The organism is Euryhalocaulis caribicus, from assembly GCF_000412185.1.
GTDB lineage: Bacteria > Pseudomonadota > Alphaproteobacteria > Caulobacterales > Maricaulaceae > Euryhalocaulis > Euryhalocaulis caribicus.
The window spans coordinates 61,824-78,189 of the sequence record NZ_ASJA01000004.1; the positions used below are offsets into that span (position 1 = coordinate 61,824).

General features: G+C 65.0%; 16 protein-coding genes. 6 read left to right on the forward strand and 10 right to left on the reverse strand.

The window, feature by feature from the left end; translation table 11 throughout:
• Positions 1-3: 3 nt before the first annotated feature.
• On the forward strand, positions 4-549 hold the full coding sequence (locus L338_RS04650) for a DUF421 domain-containing protein (protein ID WP_022697205.1): 546 nt from the start codon (positions 4-6) through the stop codon (positions 547-549).
• On the opposite strand, the gene fliJ is transcribed toward L338_RS04650, so the two are convergent.
• Together fliJ and fliI are read right to left on the reverse strand one after the other, a co-directional pair.
• Entirely contained in the window at positions 546-953 is a 408-nt protein-coding gene (gene fliJ / locus L338_RS04655; protein WP_022697206.1) for a flagellar export protein FliJ, read from the reverse strand. The two genes, L338_RS04650 and fliJ, sit on opposite strands and share 4 nt — an antisense overlap.
• A complete protein-coding gene (gene fliI / locus L338_RS04660) occupies positions 946-2,295 on the reverse strand; it encodes a flagellar protein export ATPase FliI (protein WP_022697207.1) in 1,350 nt (449 codons plus the stop codon). The genes fliJ and fliI overlap by 8 nt, the downstream gene beginning before the upstream one ends.
• 335 nt (positions 2,296-2,630) lie before the next feature.
• Here fliI and ctrA point away from each other — a divergent pair, with 335 nt between their 5' ends.
• Positions 2,631-3,344: a response regulator transcription factor CtrA gene (gene ctrA / locus L338_RS04665; RefSeq protein WP_022697208.1), complete on the forward strand. Its 714-nt coding sequence runs from the start codon at positions 2,631-2,633 to the stop codon at positions 3,342-3,344.
• 239 nt (positions 3,345-3,583) lie between these two features.
• Positions 3,584-5,095: a sodium/proline symporter PutP gene (putP, locus tag L338_RS04670; RefSeq protein ID WP_022697209.1), complete on the forward strand. Its 1,512-nt coding sequence runs from the start codon at positions 3,584-3,586 to the stop codon at positions 5,093-5,095.
• Between the two features lie 102 nt (positions 5,096-5,197).
• Here putP and L338_RS04675 read toward each other — a convergent pair whose 3' ends face one another.
• The gene (locus L338_RS04675) at positions 5,198-6,217 is read right to left on the reverse strand and encodes a DUF6607 family protein (protein WP_022697210.1); all 1,020 of its coding nucleotides are present in this window, start codon (positions 6,215-6,217) and stop codon (positions 5,198-5,200) included.
• A gap of 95 nt (positions 6,218-6,312) precedes the next feature.
• On the opposite strand from L338_RS04675, the gene L338_RS04680 reads away from it, so the two are divergent.
• A complete protein-coding gene (locus L338_RS04680; RefSeq protein WP_022697211.1) occupies positions 6,313-8,418 on the forward strand; it encodes a TonB-dependent hemoglobin/transferrin/lactoferrin family receptor in 2,106 nt (701 codons plus the stop codon).
• Between the two features lie 8 nt (positions 8,419-8,426).
• Positions 8,427-8,645 (forward strand): hypothetical protein, encoded by a 219-nt coding sequence (locus tag L338_RS04685; protein ID WP_022697212.1) that lies wholly within the window; start codon positions 8,427-8,429, stop codon positions 8,643-8,645.
• 10 nt (positions 8,646-8,655) lie between these two features.
• Here L338_RS04685 and L338_RS04690 read toward each other — a convergent pair whose 3' ends face one another.
• From L338_RS04690 to L338_RS04720, 7 genes are all read right to left on the reverse strand, one after another.
• Positions 8,656-9,468: a CheR family methyltransferase gene (locus L338_RS04690; protein ID WP_022697213.1), complete on the reverse strand. Its 813-nt coding sequence runs from the start codon at positions 9,466-9,468 to the stop codon at positions 8,656-8,658.
• Positions 9,469-9,474: 6 nt separating this feature from the next.
• Positions 9,475-9,849, reverse strand: a complete 375-nt coding sequence (locus L338_RS04695; RefSeq protein ID WP_022697214.1) for a response regulator — start codon at positions 9,847-9,849, stop codon at positions 9,475-9,477.
• Positions 9,850-9,914: 65 nt separating this feature from the next.
• A complete protein-coding gene (gene chpT / locus L338_RS04700; RefSeq protein WP_033310551.1) occupies positions 9,915-10,559 on the reverse strand; it encodes a histidine phosphotransferase ChpT in 645 nt (214 codons plus the stop codon).
• Between the two features lie 30 nt (positions 10,560-10,589).
• Positions 10,590-10,844 carry a hypothetical protein gene (locus L338_RS04705; protein WP_022697215.1) on the reverse strand — a complete coding sequence of 85 codons (255 nt, stop codon included), beginning with the start codon at positions 10,842-10,844 and terminating at the stop codon, positions 10,590-10,592.
• 13 nt (positions 10,845-10,857) lie between these two features.
• Positions 10,858-11,199: a YdbL family probable chaperone protein gene (locus L338_RS04710; RefSeq protein ID WP_022697216.1), complete on the reverse strand. Its 342-nt coding sequence runs from the start codon at positions 11,197-11,199 to the stop codon at positions 10,858-10,860.
• Between the two features lie 10 nt (positions 11,200-11,209).
• The gene (locus L338_RS04715; RefSeq protein WP_022697217.1) at positions 11,210-11,404 is read right to left on the reverse strand and encodes a YnbE family lipoprotein; all 195 of its coding nucleotides are present in this window, start codon (positions 11,402-11,404) and stop codon (positions 11,210-11,212) included.
• Between the two features lie 65 nt (positions 11,405-11,469).
• The gene (locus L338_RS04720) at positions 11,470-14,661 is read right to left on the reverse strand and encodes an intermembrane phospholipid transport protein YdbH family protein (protein WP_152485818.1); all 3,192 of its coding nucleotides are present in this window, start codon (positions 14,659-14,661) and stop codon (positions 11,470-11,472) included.
• A gap of 145 nt (positions 14,662-14,806) precedes the next feature.
• Between L338_RS04720 and L338_RS04725 the strand changes: the two genes are divergently transcribed.
• The gene (locus L338_RS04725) at positions 14,807-16,315 is read left to right on the forward strand and encodes a M23 family metallopeptidase (RefSeq protein ID WP_022697219.1); all 1,509 of its coding nucleotides are present in this window, start codon (positions 14,807-14,809) and stop codon (positions 16,313-16,315) included.
• Positions 16,316-16,366: the final 51 nt, after the last annotated feature.

The following is a 16,366-nucleotide window of genomic DNA, read 5'->3' on the forward strand; positions in this document are numbered from 1 at the left end:
GAAATGATTGAATGGTTTGCGCCGTCAGACTGGACGGCGGCATGGCGGGTGGCGCTGGGCGCGCTGACCGGTTTTGCGGGACTAATCCTGCTGGCGCGCATCGCCGGGCTTCGCAGTTTTTCGCAAATGTCGGCGTTCGACTTTGTCACCACCGTCGCCGTCGGCTCCATGCTCGGCACGATCATCCTGACGCCCAGCCTGCCCATCGCGCTGGGCCTGATCGGGCTGGCGGCGCTGTTTGCAATTCAGGAAATTTCGGCGATGGCGCGCAAACGCTGGCGCGGCGAGGTGGTGATGGACAACAAGCCGCTGCTGTTGATGGAGCGCGGTGAAATCCTGTTCGACAACCTGAAGGCCGCCAAAGTTACCGAGCACGACCTCTACGCCAAGCTGCGGTCGGAAAACATCCACCGCCTGGAAGAGGTCCAGGCGGTGGTGTTCGAGACAACCGGCGACGTGTCGGTGCTGCACGGCAAGGATATGGAGATCGAACCGGCGCTGCTGGACAATGTCCGGCGAAGCGGCAGCGCGATCCCGACGTCCGGCTAGCCCGCCATGCGGGATCCGGCCTCGTCCAGCTCGTCGTTTTCGGATTTCTGGGCGGCGGCGCGATCCCGCGCCTTACGCCTTTCCTCCAGAAGTTCGTATTTCTTCAGTTCCTCGAAGGCGGCGCGCAGGTCGGCGCGCATCGCCTCGGCCTGCTCGTCGACTTCGTTGAGGGAGCGCTTGATGTTCTCGCGGCGCTCGATCACCGCCTTGGCGTAGGCGCCATAGGCCGCGCCCGATTGCGGGTCGGCGGCGGCGGCTTCCTGCTCGCGCTGGACGTCCTGTTCCAGCTCGTCCGCCTTGCGGCCGAGCGAACCGCGCGCGCGGTCCAGTTCGGCCATCTGCTTTTGCAGACCCTCAACCTTGAACCGCGCCAGACGGATCAGGGATTCATGAGATCTATTCATTGTTATCCTCTTGGTTCATACCCCTGCCACTCAAAATTCCCTGCAGGCGCGTGAAGCTTTCCTCCATCGAGGTCGCCTCATTCTTGTCCTGCGCCAGGAACGCTTCCAGCTCCGGATTGAGCGCGATGGCCTGATCCAGTTCCGGGTCGGATCCGCGCTGATAGGCGCCGATCCGGATAAGTTCTTCCATGTCCGCGTATGAAGAGAGCATGCGGCGGGCCTGCCGCGTGATCTGCTGCTCCTCCGGGGTCTGACAGTCCGGCATGGCGCGCGAGACCGTCTTCAAGACATCGATCGCCGGGAAACGGCCGCGTTCGGCGATGTCCCGGCTCATGACCACGTGGCCGTCCAGCACGCCGCGCACGGCGTCGGCGACCGGCTCGTTCATGTCGTCGCCCTCGACCAGGACGGAGAACAGGCCGGTGATCGTGCCGGTCTTGCCGCCATTGTCGTAACCGGGGCCGGCGCGCTCCAGCAGGCGCGGAAGCTCGGCGAAGACGGACGGCGTGTAGCCGCGGGTCGTGGGCGGCTCGCCCGCGGCGAGGCCGATTTCGCGCTGCGCCATGGCGAAACGGGTCACGGAATCCATCAGGCAGAGCACGTCCTGCCCCTGATCCCGGAAATATTCGGCGACCGCCAGCGTGGTCCAGGCCGCCTGACGGCGGGCCAGCGCGCTTTCATCGGAGGTCGCCAGCACGACAACGGAGCGGGCCAGCCCCTCCTCGCCCAGCACGTCCTCGACAAACTCGCGCGCTTCGCGGCCGCGTTCGCCGATGAGGCCGATCACGGCCACCTGGCTTTCGGCGCGGCGCGCCAGCATGGACATCAGAACCGATTTGCCGACGCCCGAACCGGCAAAAATGCCAAGACGCTGGCCGCGGCGGACCTGCGCGAACGTATCCAGCGCGCGAACCCCAGTCGTCATGCGTTCGCCCAGCCGCGCGCGCTCGCAAGCCCGCGGCGGCGTAGCGCGCAGACGCACCGGCAGGTCGCCTTCGTCCAGCGAGCCCTTGCCGTCGGCGGGACGGCCGAACGCATCCACGACCCGCCCCAGCCATGCGGCGTTGGGACGGACAGAGGGAGACGCCTCGGCCAGGCGCACATCGGCGCCGGCGCGCGCGCCCTCCAGTGAACCGTAAGCCATCAGCAGCGCCTTGCCGTCGCGCACGCCGACGACTTCGCATTCCAGATCGCCCTCGCGCGCGCCGGTGAGCGCACGCGCGCCCAATGGAAAGGCGCCGGACGGGCCGGACGCCTCGATCACCAGCCCGCCGACAGAGCGGGCGCGGCCGCGCCAGTGGCGGGGCTCCAGGGCTTCGATATCTGCAATTGCGCTGCGCATTGGGTTTAAAGGGCCTGTCCGGGCTGCAATTTTCTTCGTTGCCCGGCAAGATATGCCCGGGTGCGTTTCCCCGGCGTTAACGCTACAAATTGAATTTGCTGATTAACCCGTCATTAAACGGGAATAGCCGCCCGGAACCGGGTTGATCCCCGCCATGAGAATCGGGAACGCGCGCGTTACCGAGTCGCCCCTGACAGGAGGTTGTGCGAATCGCCGTAATTTCGCCCCGGCGGTTAACCTTCTTTAAGGATTTGTCCTTAGCGTCGGGAAAGCGTTAACCATCGGTAAGTCCGGCGCCACCACGATTCGCGCCAAAAACATTCGGGGGATCATCAATGCGGGTCTTGTTAATCGAGGACGACAGCTCCACGGCTCAGTCCATCGAGCTCATGCTCAAATCCGAAGGATTCAACATCTACACAACCGATCTCGGCGAAGAGGGCGTCGATCTCGGCAAGCTGTATGATTACGACATCATCCTTCTAGACCTGAACCTGCCGGACATGCCCGGCTATGACGTCCTTAAGACGCTGCGGGTCGCCAAGATCGGCACCCCGGTCATGGTCCTGTCCGGCACGGCCGACGTGGACGCGAAGGTTCGCGGTCTGGGCTACGGCGCCGACGACTACATGACCAAGCCGTTCCACAAGGACGAGCTGGTCGCCCGCATCAACGCCATTGTCCGCCGCTCCAAGGGTCACTCCCAGTCGGTCATCAAGACCGGCGACATCACGGTGAACCTGGACGCCAAGACCACCGAGGTCAGCGGCCAGCGCGTGCACCTGACCGGCAAGGAATACCAGATGCTGGAGCTGCTCTCCCTGCGCAAAGGGACGACGCTCACCAAGGAGATGTTCCTGAACCATCTCTATGGCGGCATGGACGAGCCGGAGCTGAAGATCATCGACGTCTTCATCTGCAAGCTCCGCAAGAAGCTCGCCGCCGCCACCAACGGCAACCACTATATCGAAACCGTCTGGGGCCGCGGCTATGTGCTGCGCGATCCGGAAGAAGGCACGGTCACGGAAAGCGAATCCGCGGCCGCCTGATACGCCGCTTCACCAGACTTACCCCGAACGCCAGGAAAGGGCGGTCCGCACGGGCCGCTCTTTTCTTTTGCGCGTCCGAAAACCCGGAAATCGGACGGTCCGTCAAAGTCCCGTCACTTTTCATGCGGATCCTGAATCCTGATCGTCCCTGTGACGGTTGATAGCGGCTGACAGGTTCCAGCCGGGCGATCCCGGCATGGCGGTTGTCGCAGGCGTATGAAGCCTGTTACCCATGCCCCATGGAAACTGGAACACTGATTACGCTCGCTCTGTATTTTCTTGGAATGCTGGGCATCGGGCTGTACGCGTGGAGGAAATCGACCTCCGACGTGTCCGGCTACATGCTTGGCGGCCGTAACCTTTCCCCGGCTGTTGCCTCGCTGTCCGCCGGCGCCTCCGACATGAGCGGCTGGCTCATGATGGGCCTGCCGGGCGCGATGTTCGTCTCCGGCCTGCCGGCCGCGTGGATCGGCGTGGGGCTGTTTGTCGGCGCCTATGCGAACTATCTCATCGTCGCGCCGCGCCTTCGCGTCTACACCGAAGAGGCCAACGACGCGATCACCATTCCGGACTATTTCGGCGAACGCTTCGCCGACCGCGGCCATTTGCTGCGCGTCCTGTCGTCCGTGGTGATCGTGATCTTCTTCACGCTCTATACCTCCTCCGGCATGGTCGCCGGCGGCAAGCTGTTCGACAGCGCCTTCGGCCTGGATTATCGCTGGGGCCTGTGGATCACGGCCTCGGTCGTGATGGCCTATACGCTGTTCGGCGGCTTTCTGGCCGTCAGCCTGACCGACTTCGTGCAAGGTTGCATCGTCTTCGTGGCGCTGGTCGTTGTGCCCATCGTGGCGCTGACCGATGTCGGCGGCCCGTCCGGCGCGGCCCAGACGCTCAACAGCATCGACCCGACCCTGCTGAACCTGTTCTCAGGCGTGACGCTGCTGGGCCTGATATCCTCACTGGCGTGGGGACTGGGCTATTTCGGACAGCCGCACATCATCGTGCGCTTCATGGCGGTGCGTTCCGTGAAGGACGTGCCTGCCATGCGGCGCATCGGCATGACCTGGATGGGCGTCTCCATGATCGGCACGCTGACCACCGGCATTGTCGGCCTGGTCTACGCGACCCAGAACAACGTGCCCGTGGATGACCCCGAGACCATCCTGATCATCCTGTCGGAAGTACTGTTCCATCCGCTGGTGCTGGGCTTCCTGCTGGCCGCCATACTGGCCGCGATCATGAGTACGGTGTCGTCGCAATTGCTGGTCTCCTCCAGCTCTCTGACCGAGGATTTCTACCGCATCTTCCTGCGCAAGAACGCCAGCGAGAAAGAGCTGGTGACGGTCGGCCGCATTTCCGTTCTGGCCGTGGCGCTGGCCGCCATCGCCTTGGCCTATGACCCGGAAAGCAATGTCCTGAACCTGGTGTCCAACGCCTGGGCCGGCTTCGGCGCGGCCTTCGGTCCGGTGGTTATCCTCAGCCTGACCTGGCGGCGGATGACGCGGAACGGCGCGCTGGCCGGCATGGTTGTCGGCGCGGTGACCGTCCTGTTCTGGATTTACGCCCCGGTTCTGGCCGATGGCGCGGCCTTGTCCAGCGTGCTGTACGAAATCGTCCCCGGTTTCATTCTCAGCTTCGCTGCGATCATCGCCGTCAGCCTGATCGACACGCCCCCCTCCCCGGACATGGTGGAAACCTATGACCGGGTGAAGGACGAGTTGAAGAGGAACGGCCCGAAATCGGTCATCTGATCCGTCCCGGCTCCAGCCGATGACGCACATATAGCCAAAAAGGAAAACGCCCTCCCCGGTCTCCCGGAGAGGGCGTTTTTATGCGCGGCGGCGTCAGCTTGATCAGTTCGACGCCGTCCGGATTTCGGCGGCGCTTTGCGTCTGCCGGTCGATGACCTCGCGGGCCTCGGCCAGCGCGGCCTCGGTCGTCATCTCGCCATCCTCGACCTTTCCGGCCAGTTCCAGAACCGGCATGTAGAGGCGTTCGCCTTCTGCATTGTCATCGATGGCGAGCGAACCGGTTTCGATCAGCGCGGTCCACTTGCCGCGCACGCCGGCCCAATAGTCGGCCGTCTTGGACCAGTAGACCTCGCCCGCATCCGGCGCGAACCCGTCCGTGCGGTAGTAGGAGTTGATGCCCACTTCGCGCACCAGCTCTTCCGGGCCGTTTTCGGTCAGCACCAGCTTGTGGTTGTCCTGCTCGTGCCACCAGCCCCAGGGGGCGACCGTGTGCCGGTTCACCGCGGCCAGAACGTCATAATCGTCGCGCGTGGTGGCGTCGCGGCGCGGCAGCGGGCGCCAGGACACTGGCGGCTCCCAGGTGGAAATCTCGCCCTCATGCTCCCACGGGGCGACGGCGGCGTAACGCGGACCGTCATCGACCTGGTAGACGGTCTGCGACCAGGCGCCCTGACGCTCGGCCGTGTTCAGCGTCTTCGCCTCCCAGCGGTCATGCCCCTGATAGGCCAGGATCGATTCCGGCTCATACGCCCAGTCCTGACGCCAGTGCTTCACGACGATGTCCTTGCCGCCATGATTCATCACAAGGATGTGCTGCAGGCTGATGAAGCCCGGCTCATCCTCGATCACCCGGACGATCTCGGTCGTCGGCGTGACCTTTTGCGGCTTCAGCTCATAACCATCCTGCAGCGGCACGGTTTCGGTGAAGTCGAATGTCACGTCGAAATCGCCGGCCATCTCCAGAATGGCCTGGCGGTCGCGCTCGTAATCGGCCTTCTCTGCGCCCGCATAAGGCTGGACGGAAGACGCGGCCTCGCCGGTCTGCATCTGCATGGCGGGTTGTGCGGCGCATGCCGAAACCGCCAGCGCAAGGCCGGCGGCGGACGCCCAGATCTTTTTCATTAAATTCCCCTATTGCGCTCTTGCGACTCATTCTCAATGTCGGTACAGCCTCTTTGTATCGCAACTGAGAATTACTCGCAATAAGGAAAGCCGCCATGCTGATCCGTTCATCCCTCCTCGCCGGCGCCTGTTTCGCCGCCCTTACAGCCGGGGCCCATGCCGACGACGATCTGCCGGAGGCCGATGAAGACATGGACGTCGTCACGGTTTACGGCACGTCCAATCCCCTGCCCGTTTTCGACTATCCGGGCATGGTCAGCGTGGTGACGCGCGAAGATATCGAGAAGCTGGGCGCCAGCTCGATTTCCGACCTGCTGGAAGACACGCCCGGGATGCAGTGGTTCGGCGGCCCGCGCCGCACGGGCGAAGGCCCCGCCATCCGGGGCCTGAGCGGGGGCAATGTCCTGATCCTTCTGGACGGCGCGCGTCAGACCTTCCGTTCCGGCCATGACGGCCGCTTCTTCCTGGACCCGGCGCTGGTGAAAACCGCCGAGGTGGTTCGCGGTCCGGCATCCGCTCTCTACGGTTCGGGCGCGGTCGGCGGGGTTCTGGCGTTCGAGACGCTGGACGCCGAAGACCTGCTGGAAGACGGCGAGGCCTATGGCTTCCGCGCGCGCACCGGCTATCGCGACGTGAACGAGGAATGGCTGGCCGGCGCTACGGTGTTTGGCCAGACCGGCCCGGTCGATGTTCTGGCGAGCCTGGCCTATCGCGACTCTGGCGATATTTCGCTGGGCAGCGGCGACACCCTGCCCTCCGACGACGATATCTGGACGGGTCTTCTCAAGGGCAATGTCGATGTGACCGAGGCGCTGAACCTGGAGCTGTCCTGGCAGAGCTTCAAGAATGACGCCTTCGAGCCCAATAACGGTCAGGGCCTGAATGAAGTCGACCCGACGGACGTGCAGTTCGCCAATGTGGAGAAGGAAATCACTTCCGACACGCTGCGCGGCCGGCTGGCCTACAACCCGGCAACGCCTCTGATCAACGCCAGCGCCACGCTGTACCGGAGCGAGAGCGGCGTCGACGAATACGACCCCCAGACCGGGCGCACGACCGAACGCGACGTGGAGACCACCGGCTTCCGCGCCAGCAACGCCGCGACATTTGAATTCGGCGCCAACGAGATCCGCGTGACCACCGGCGTCGACTGGTTCGAGGACAAGCAGACCGGCCGTGACAGCGACAGCACCGACGGCGTGCGCGCCGGGGTGCCGGATGGAAAGTCCGAATTCCTGGGCCTGTTCGCACAGGCGGAAGCCGCCTTCGACCGGCCGCTGGGCATGCCGGGCGAGTTGCTGGTCGTGCCCGGGATCCGGTTCGATAATTACAAGAGCTCGTCCAGCGTCGACCCGGAAGAGAATGACGACGAAGCGGTCTCGCCCCGTATCGCGGCCAGCTATGGTCCGGTGGAATGGCTGCGCGTGTTTGGCGGATATTCCGAAGGGTTCCGCGCGCCCTCGATCGACGAGCTGTATCTGGACGGAGTGCATTTCCAGCTGCCGCATCCGATTCTCGGCGCGCCCGTTTTCATCAGCAACCAGTTCATTCCCAACCCGGATCTGGTCCCGGAGAAGACCGAGACCGTGGAGTTCGGCGCGGGTCTTGATTTCCGCAATGTCGCCGCGCCCGGCGACCGGTTCCAGGCCAAGGTCTCGCGTTTCGAGACGGACGCCACGGATCTGATCAATCTGGCCGTGGACTTTGCTTTCCCGCCGACCTGTTTCGCGCCGCCCTTCCAGCCGTGCAACGCCGGCGTCACCATCAGCGACAATGTCGATGCGGCGGAGCTGTGGGGCTGGGAAGCCGAGGCCCGCTATGACACGGACCGCATCTCGCTCAGCGCCGCCTTCTCCACCGTGGATGGCGAGAATTCGGCCACCGGCGACAAGCTGGGCGTGCTGACGCCGGCCACCCTGACCCTGGACGGATCATATCTGTTCGAGGCGCTGGCCCTGCGGCTGGGCGCGCGGGTTCAGGCCGCAGACGAGTTCGACAAGGTCAATGACCCGTCCGAAATTCGCCCCGGCTATGTCGTGGGCGACCTCTACGCCAGCTGGGCGCCGGAGGCGCTGGGCGGCGTCCGCATCGACGCTGGCGTCGATAACGTGCTGGACCACGATTACGACCGCGTCTTTGCCGGAGTCAGCGAGCCGGGCCGCAATGCCCGCATCGCCTTCACCTACACGAAAGGCTTCTAGGAGGGCCCATGTGCGCGCCGATCGACGAGACCACAATCGCCCAATGGCTGAGCGGACAATGTCTGGCGCTGGATTTATGGCTGGAGGCGGTGGCCGCCGATCCAATGGGCGATCCCGACCTCGCCCACCGGATCGAAACCCACCGCAACTGGCTGGCCGATGAGCTTCTGGCGATTTGTGAAGAGCGGGAGAACGTGCGCAACACGCCACAGCGCGCCGCGGGCTGACCGGCCTGGATCAGGCGGGGACGCGGTCCAGGGCCTGATAAAGGCCGGGCGCGCCGGCCTCATCCAGACGGCCGAATGTCTGCGGCGTGCGCTCGCCCTCGCCCAGCATCAGCCAGCCGCCGGGCTGCAGCCGGGCGGCGACGCGGGAAAGGGTCTTCGCGGCGATGTCGGCGGGCATGCGCGCGACAACGCCGCGCAGCACGATGCAGTCAAACTCGCCCAGCGGCTCGAGTTCCGCCATCAGGTTGAGCGTGCGGAAATCGACGCTCCGGCGCAGATGCGTCCGGGCGCGCCACATCTCGCCATCCTGCTCGAAATGCTGAACCAGCATGCGGACCGGCAGGCCAGTCTGGACCTCCATCCGGGAAAAGCGGCCCGATTGCGCGCGGTCGATCGCGGACTCTGAATAATCCGTGGCGATGATCTCACAGCGCCCGGGGGCGGCGAAAACGCCATCGGCGGCGGCCAGCATGGCCAGCGAATAGGCCTCCTGCCCCGTGGCGCAGCCGGCGCTCCATATCCGCACGGGGCGATTCTCGCTGCGGCGGACGAGGTCCGGCAGGATCATCTCGCGGAATGTCTCGAAACCCTGTCCGAAGAAGCGGGTCTTACCCGGGGCCAGCGCCTCGACCACTTCATAGGCCAGCCGTTCTTCCGGCCGGGCCAGCGCGGCGCGGCTGAGCGCCTCCGCGTTATCGTAGCCTTCACGGCGGGCCAGCGGCGACAGGCGCGCCTCGATCTGTTTTCTGTCCAGTCCGGTCAGCGACAGGCCCGCGCGCCGCAGCGCCATGTCCTCAAGCGCGTTGATCCAGCTCTGGCTCACAATGATCTACGCCGCCTCCACCAGACCGACCTCGGCCAGCTTGGAGGCGATGATATCCGAGTCGAAAGGCTTCATGATGTATTCGTCCGCGCCGTGACGCAGCGCCTCGGTGATGTGCGCCATGTCGTTCTCCGTCGTGCAGAAAACCACCTTGGGCGCCTCGCCCGAGGGTTCCTTGCGCAGCGTCTTGAGGAAATCCAGCCCGTTCATGACCGGCATGTTCCAGTCCAGCAGGATCAGATCCGGCATGTCCTGACGGCAGGCCTTCAGGGCCTCGGACCCGTCGGCGGCCTCGCGGCATTCGAAATCAAGATCTTCCAGGATCCGGCGGGCGACCTTCCGGATCACCCGCGAGTCGTCCACCAAGAGACAAGTCATCATCACGCCTCTCCAGTAATGGCGCGAGAGTCCGCCTGCGCGGTTAACAAGACCTGAATCAGCCGCCCTCAGGCGCCGGGGACCAGCGCGGTCAGCTCAACCCGGTCTTCGCTGGTCTGCGCGTCCACGCGCCCGCCAACTTCCTGAATTATAAGATAAATATAATAGGGCTGGATGCTGCGCCCATCGAACCCGCCCTCCGGCGCCTGGCCCGTCAGGGCGTCGGCCGCGGCCGGCAGAAGCTTGGCGCGCGGCCCCGCCGCAGTCACGCGAAGGCGTGTTTCGCCCGCCGATTCGCTGGCCTCGATTCGCACTTCGCCGCCCCGCGGGGCGGATTCCATGGCGATCAGGATCAGGTTCAGAAGCACACGCGCGGCGCGCTTTTCCAGGCCCCCGCCCTCCACCTTCCAGACGACGCCGGCCTTGGACCCGGCATACATGTCGCCGGTCAGGCGCTGCAGGGAGGCCAGCTCTATGACGCCGGGCGCGGAACCGCCGGCCCCGAAGGCAAGGCGGCAGAATTCCAGCCGGGCGCGGGATTTCTCCGCCGACTCGCGGATCAGGGCGATGGCGTCGTCCCGCATGTCCGCGGCGTCCGGGTCGTCAAAGACCGAAACGGCGGAAATGGTCGCCCCGACCGGGCCGATCAGGTCATGGCAGAGACGGGCGCTGAGCAGCGCGGCGAGGTCGGCGGAAGAGACAGGTTCGGACATGAGTTCGATCTTTAGGCGATTCGGCGCGGATCAGGACCATTCATCGCCGTCGAAAACGTCATCCCCGCTCCGGACATCATCGTCATGTCCGCTGCGCGAGGAATAGAAGGCCAGCCACATCAGACCGCCCCCCAGCGCCAGCGAAAATACAACGCCAAGCGTCAGCGCGGTCCATCCGTGAAAGCCGATGCTGACCGGACCGGCGGACAGCCAGGTTCCGGCGGCAAAGATAATGGCGGCCGCAAGAAGGGCCGCCATTATCGCGATCAGGGCGTAGAGTTTCATAGCGGCAGACGGGCTATTTCTTCACCCACTGACCGCTGGCGTTCATGTAGTACTCGCCGGAATCGACTTTCTCGGCGATCAACTTTTCAGCCGTGACGCGGGCCACCGCATCCACCGAAACACCCTGCTTTTCAGCAAGCCTGGTATAGGCGGCGCGGCGCTGGATATTGATTTCGTCCACGGCCTGTTTGATGTCGGAATCGACCTGGCTGGGCACGACGCCGAGGAAGCCATCCGCCCGTTCGCCCACGACGCCTTCGGCCTTGGCCTGTTCGACGATCTGCGGGGCGGTCTGGGCGACAGCCGGGGCCGCGACCAGGGCCGCGGCGAGAAGGATGGTAAGAGCACGGGGCATATCAGCCTCCCTAGAAGATATCCGGATTGTCCGCGATCAGGTCCTCGACTTCCTTGTCGAGCTTGACGCGAATTTCCTGGTCGATCTTGACGTTAAGATCGATGCGGATGGGTTCTTTCGGCGCGGCGACCTGAACCGTCGGCGTGCAGGCTCCAAGCCCGATCGCGACGGCTATCGCCATTAATACAGGTGCAGCGGATTTCATGTCTGTCCTCCAGTTCGGGATGCAGCCTGCCACAGCGTCGCTGAACCCGCGATTAATATAGGCGTCTAACGTGATTCATCACCCAGTTGTTCGCGAATCTGCCGTTCGATCTGCCGTCCGCGGGTGACGTTCTGTAGCAGATTCATCAGGTCCGCGTTCAGGGTAATGTCGAATTCGAAAGGCGTTCCGTTCAGCACATCCGGATTGTGCCCCTCCAGCAGGACGTCCAGCTGCATCTCCCCGGCCAGCGGCCCGTCGAGGCCGGCCTCCAGCACGCGGTAGCGGAAATTCTTCAGCGCGCGGAAGGCCAGATTCGCCTGTTCATTGCTCTGCGCGGCGGCCTCCGATGCGCGGCCCGTATAGCTGAAATAGCCATCCTCATCGGCGAACAGGCGGCCCTGTTCCACCGAAATGTCGCCCTCGTCGATCAGGATGGGGACGCGCCCGGACAGCTTGCCCGCCGCAGACATGGATTCATTCCCAAACAGGCCGATGAGCGAGGCGAGATTGAGCGACTCGGCCGCCACCACGGCTTCATGCCGGGTCTGGCCGCGCTTCCAGGTAAAGGGCTCGACAAAGATGCGCCCCTCGGCGAACGGCCAGCCGCCGGAAAACTCGATCTCGTTGCCGGGCAGCATCTCCACCTGCAGTTCGCCGCCCTCCAGCCGCACGCCCGGATTGAACACGCCCACCCTGATCGTCTGACGGCCGGGGGTGAGGAGCGGGGCGAGGCTGGAAATGTCGAAGGTCGTGGAGACATTCTCCGCCGGGCCGAAACGGGTAGCGAAATCGGTGTCGTTCAAGCGGACCTGTCCGGAGGATTCCATCTGACCATCCGCCCAGGAGGCCTGCATCTCGCCCGCTACCAGCCCGTCGACATTGGCCACAAGCCCGCGCAACGGATTGATGAAATCCTGAGGCTGCAGGCCGTCCGGATCGAAACGCGTTTCCGGCAGGGTGATCTGCGCCTCGCCCTGATTGGCGGAGAGGTTATGGGTCAGCACAATATTCAACAGGCTGGACGCGGCCGCTTCCGGCGCGCCCGAAAGCTGGAGCCGTGCGATTCCGTCCTCCAGCGTCAGCCCGCCCGACGCCGTGAACGGGCGCACGGCCGGGTTTTCCGACAGCAGCGAAACCCGCGCGCCGTCAATATCGATATCGGCGCGGGCGGGGTCGGAGAGAATATAGTCCCCGGCCACCACGGCCTGATCCATGCGAACCGGCAGATCGCCGCCGCTGGCCGCCAGGTCTGCGCTGCGGAACTGCGTGGCGATGGGCGCCTCGCCGCTGCGCTCCGCCTGCAGCCGGGTCTGGCCGCCCGCCAGCGCGATGCCGGTCCGCCCCGCAGCGTCCAGCCCGGCCTCGAAGGCCGGCGCATTCACGGTCAGGTTCAGGTCGGGCAGGAACTGTCCGGACAGCGCCAGCCGGGGAAAGGACAGCGTGTGCATCACGACGCCATTTTCCAGCGTGATACGGCCGATCCGCGCCGCGCCCGACTGGATGGAAAGAAAGGTCTCGCCTTCCAGGCGGCGGACAAACAGCGCGTCGCCGGCCACCGCGCCGCGCGCCGCCACGTCCGAAAGCGTCCAGGCCGGGCCGCGCACGGTCTCTATTGTCAGGTCGATGCCGGGCGCGTCCTCCACCCGGAAATCGCCGCCCTGCCCGGCGAACACCACGCCCGCGGGGCCGGAGGCCTGAACGTCTGTCAGGCTCCAGCTTTCAGCCTGCACCGACGCCGCGCCATAGCGGAAGGGCGCGCCCGGCGCGGCCGCGTAGCGATACGCGATTCCGTCCGCCCCCAGCGTGATCGTCAGGTCCGGCATGGAGGTCAGCGTGACCTGCCGCTGGACGATGCCGGCGTTTTCCAGCGATACGGCCGACAGGCGCACGGCGTCTTCATCCGCTCCGCTGACGTGAATTTCCCGCCCCGCGCGCTCAATGGCGGCCGCCCCGTTCAAGGCCAGCGTGTCAAACGTCCAGCCGGCCAGCTCCCCGCTATAATGGGTTTCGCCGTCCAGCCGCGCTTCCCAGCCTTGGGCGCGGTTCTCGAACGCCACGGCCAGATCGCGGGCGGCCCATATGTCATCGCCGCCGAAGCGTTCCAGCGACACAACGCCGGATGCCGATTGCAGGCGGCCGCGCCGGCCGCGGGCGGAAAGGCCGCGTGCGACCAGATCCGGTCCGCCCTCGATCGCAAGGTCCGCATTGGCGCGCCAGTCGCCGGTTTCCGGGTCCGCCCGGAGCGCCGGCGCGCCGCCATTGCTGAACAGGCGAATATCCGGCCCGGACTGGCCTGTCAGGCGCAGCGCCTCGTCAAAGCGCAAGGACGCCCCCTCCCCGTCCAGCGAAACGATCAGATCCGCGCGGGCGTCGAAATCCGCCAGCGTCGCGGCCAGTCGCTGGGTCAGCGGCTCCGCCACGCCGCCCACGGCGGGCGCGCCGGACCACATATCGGGATGCAGGATGGATCGCGCCTGCGCGGCCGGATCGGCGGCCGCCGCGCCCGCCAGCAACAGGTCAGCCTGCACATCGCCATTCGCCGCAAGCGGGCTGGCCGGGTCAAACCCGGTCAGCGCGGCCGTGAAATCCAGCGACGCCGATTGCGCCGCGCCCATCGCCGCCTGCGGATTTTCCAGCGCCAGCGCGCCTTCTGCATCCAGCGCCCCGTCCTGAAGACTGAAAGAAAGGCGGGAGGGGCGAACCGCCGCGCTCAGCTGCGGCAAGTCCAGCGCGCCTTCGGAGAACACGGCCTCGCCCCGCCATCCCGATTGCTGGCCGCCCGTGACCGAGGCCTCGCCCCGCAGGACCGCTTCGCCGGTTTCCAGCGTCAGGCCAACGCCGCGCGCCTCCATCGAACCGATGCTGACCGGCGGTGCGCCGCCGCCTCCGCCGCCGACCTTGAAGCCCGCGACGGTCAGCCCGTCTTCGCCGTAACGCGCGCGGACGGAACCGCCCTCCACCAGAATCGAATCGATCCGGCGGGCGCGCAGCCCCGAAAGCGTGTAGTCGAGATTCACCCGCGACAGGGTCAGCCGGTCGCCCGATTCGCCGATCAGGCGCACGTCGCGGATTTCCGCGCCGCCCAGTCCGGCGCGCTCCACGGACAGTTCCGCCTCCATCCCGCGTTGGGACAGGCTGCGTTTGACCAGCGCCTCAATCAGGGACTCCCGGAACAGCCACGCCGCTGCGCCCAGCACACCCGCCAGACACAAAATCGCCACACAGGCGAGCAGGATGCGCCGCAAATCAACTCTCACATGAAAAATCCGCACTCATTCCGGCCGGCATAGCAAAAAGATCACACGCAAGATGATTTTTGCACTTGGCAGACCGGCATGAGATTTGTTTTCTATCACTCGGGGACGGCGTAATTTTGCGCTCAGGGTTAAGGGACCGTTATCCATGCACGACGTAAGCAAGCTGAACGGCGTTCGGAACGCCGTGGACTCCATTAAGCTGCGCCTCGTTCAGGAAATGCAAGAATTCGATCCTCGTAAGACGACTCGCGACGGTTGGCGACGCGCCGCTCTTTCTTTGAGCGTCGCCGCGATCGCCGTCACGCTGGGTCATGCGACCGGCCTTCTGGATGGCCCGGATAACGTCAACGCAGATCAGGCCCCTGTTGATCCCGCCCAACTGAAAATCGCCGAAGCGCCCCGCCTTGATGTCGCGCTGACCGAAGCCAAGACCCCGGTTCTGGACCGCTATGCCGCCCTGACCCAGGATTATATGGGCGAGGTCGCCGGCCTGCGCGTCGAGCGCGTAGACATTCAGCCGGGCGACACGCTGGGACGTGTTCTGGGCCGCTTCAATGTTTCCACCGACCAGTCCGCCGCCGCGATATCCGCGTTGAAGGCCATCTGGGACCCGCGTCATCTGCGCGTCGGACAGGAAATCACGCTGTATCTGGAAACCTCCCCCATCCGGAAAGTTTCCGCCAACAGCGCCGACACGCCGGATCTGGTGGGCCTGACCCTGAAGCCGTCCGTCGAGAAGACGGTTGCGGTGTCCAAGGATCATGAAGGCGCCTTCCAAGCGCGCGAGATCGTGATGGAGCTGCAGCGCGAAGTCGTGAAGGCCGCCGGCACGATCAATAACTCGCTTTATGCCGACGCCAATAACGCCGGCGCCACCGACCGGGTGATCGCCAATTTCGCCCGCGTCTATTCCTATTCCGTCGATTTCCAGCGCGAGATTCGCCAGGGCGACGATTTCGAAATCATGTTCGAGCGCTTCAACGACGCCGACGGCAATCTGATCAAGACGGGCGAGATTCTCTACGCCTCTCTGGAAGTGCGCGGCGACCTGAAAGAGCTTTACCGCTTCGATGACGGCGAAGGCATCGACTATTACGACGCCGACGGCATTTCCACGAAGCGTTTCCTGATGAAGACGCCGATCAATGGCGCGCGTCTGTCCTCGCATTTCGGCCGCCGCCGCCATCCGGTGCTTGGCTATACCAAGATGCATGAGGGCACGGACTTCGCCGCGCCGCGCGGCACGCCGATCTATGCGGCCGGCGACGGCGTTCTGGACACCGCCTACCGGTCTTCCAGCTACGGCAACTATATCCGCATCAATCATTCCGGCGGCTGGCAGAGCGCCTACGCCCACATGCAACGCTTCGCCAGCGGCATGAAGAAGGGCGTCCGCGTCAGCCAGGGCGACGTGATCGGCTATGTCGGCACGACCGGCCGCTCCACGGGCCCGCACCTGCATTATGAAGTCCTGAAGAACGGCACGCCGCAAAACCCGCTGGGCGTCGACGTGCCGACGGGCAAGGAGCTGGAAGGCAAGCCGCTGGAGCTGTTCAAGGTCGAGCGCGAGCGTCTGGATACGCTTTACGCCGAGTCCCGCGACGCTTCCGAAATCAAGGCTCCGCTGGTCGCTTCGGCCTCCGGCGCCGAATAGGCTTTCCGGCGCACCGCTTTAAAATTCGCACAAGCTGCAGGAGGCTGAAGG

Coding starts and splice junctions, on each gene's coding strand:
- L338_RS04650 (WP_022697205.1), top strand. CDS start 4: ATGATTGAATGGTTTGCGCCGTCAGACTGGACGGCGGCATGGCGGGTG.
- fliJ (WP_022697206.1), bottom strand. CDS start 953: ATGAATAGATCTCATGAATCCCTGATCCGTCTGGCGCGGTTCAAGGTT.
- fliI (WP_022697207.1), bottom strand. CDS start 2,295: ATGCGCAGCGCAATTGCAGATATCGAAGCCCTGGAGCCCCGCCACTGG.
- ctrA (WP_022697208.1), top strand. CDS start 2,631: ATGCGGGTCTTGTTAATCGAGGACGACAGCTCCACGGCTCAGTCCATC.
- putP (WP_022697209.1), top strand. CDS start 3,584: ATGGAAACTGGAACACTGATTACGCTCGCTCTGTATTTTCTTGGAATG.
- L338_RS04675 (WP_022697210.1), bottom strand. CDS start 6,217: ATGAAAAAGATCTGGGCGTCCGCCGCCGGCCTTGCGCTGGCGGTTTCG.
- L338_RS04680 (WP_022697211.1), top strand. CDS start 6,313: ATGCTGATCCGTTCATCCCTCCTCGCCGGCGCCTGTTTCGCCGCCCTT.
- L338_RS04685 (WP_022697212.1), top strand. CDS start 8,427: ATGTGCGCGCCGATCGACGAGACCACAATCGCCCAATGGCTGAGCGGA.
- L338_RS04695 (WP_022697214.1), bottom strand. CDS start 9,849: ATGATGACTTGTCTCTTGGTGGACGACTCGCGGGTGATCCGGAAGGTC.
- chpT (WP_033310551.1), bottom strand. CDS start 10,559: ATGTCCGAACCTGTCTCTTCCGCCGACCTCGCCGCGCTGCTCAGCGCC.
- L338_RS04705 (WP_022697215.1), bottom strand. CDS start 10,844: ATGAAACTCTACGCCCTGATCGCGATAATGGCGGCCCTTCTTGCGGCC.
- L338_RS04710 (WP_022697216.1), bottom strand. CDS start 11,199: ATGCCCCGTGCTCTTACCATCCTTCTCGCCGCGGCCCTGGTCGCGGCC.
- L338_RS04715 (WP_022697217.1), bottom strand. CDS start 11,404: ATGAAATCCGCTGCACCTGTATTAATGGCGATAGCCGTCGCGATCGGG.
- L338_RS04725 (WP_022697219.1), top strand. CDS start 14,807: ATGCACGACGTAAGCAAGCTGAACGGCGTTCGGAACGCCGTGGACTCC.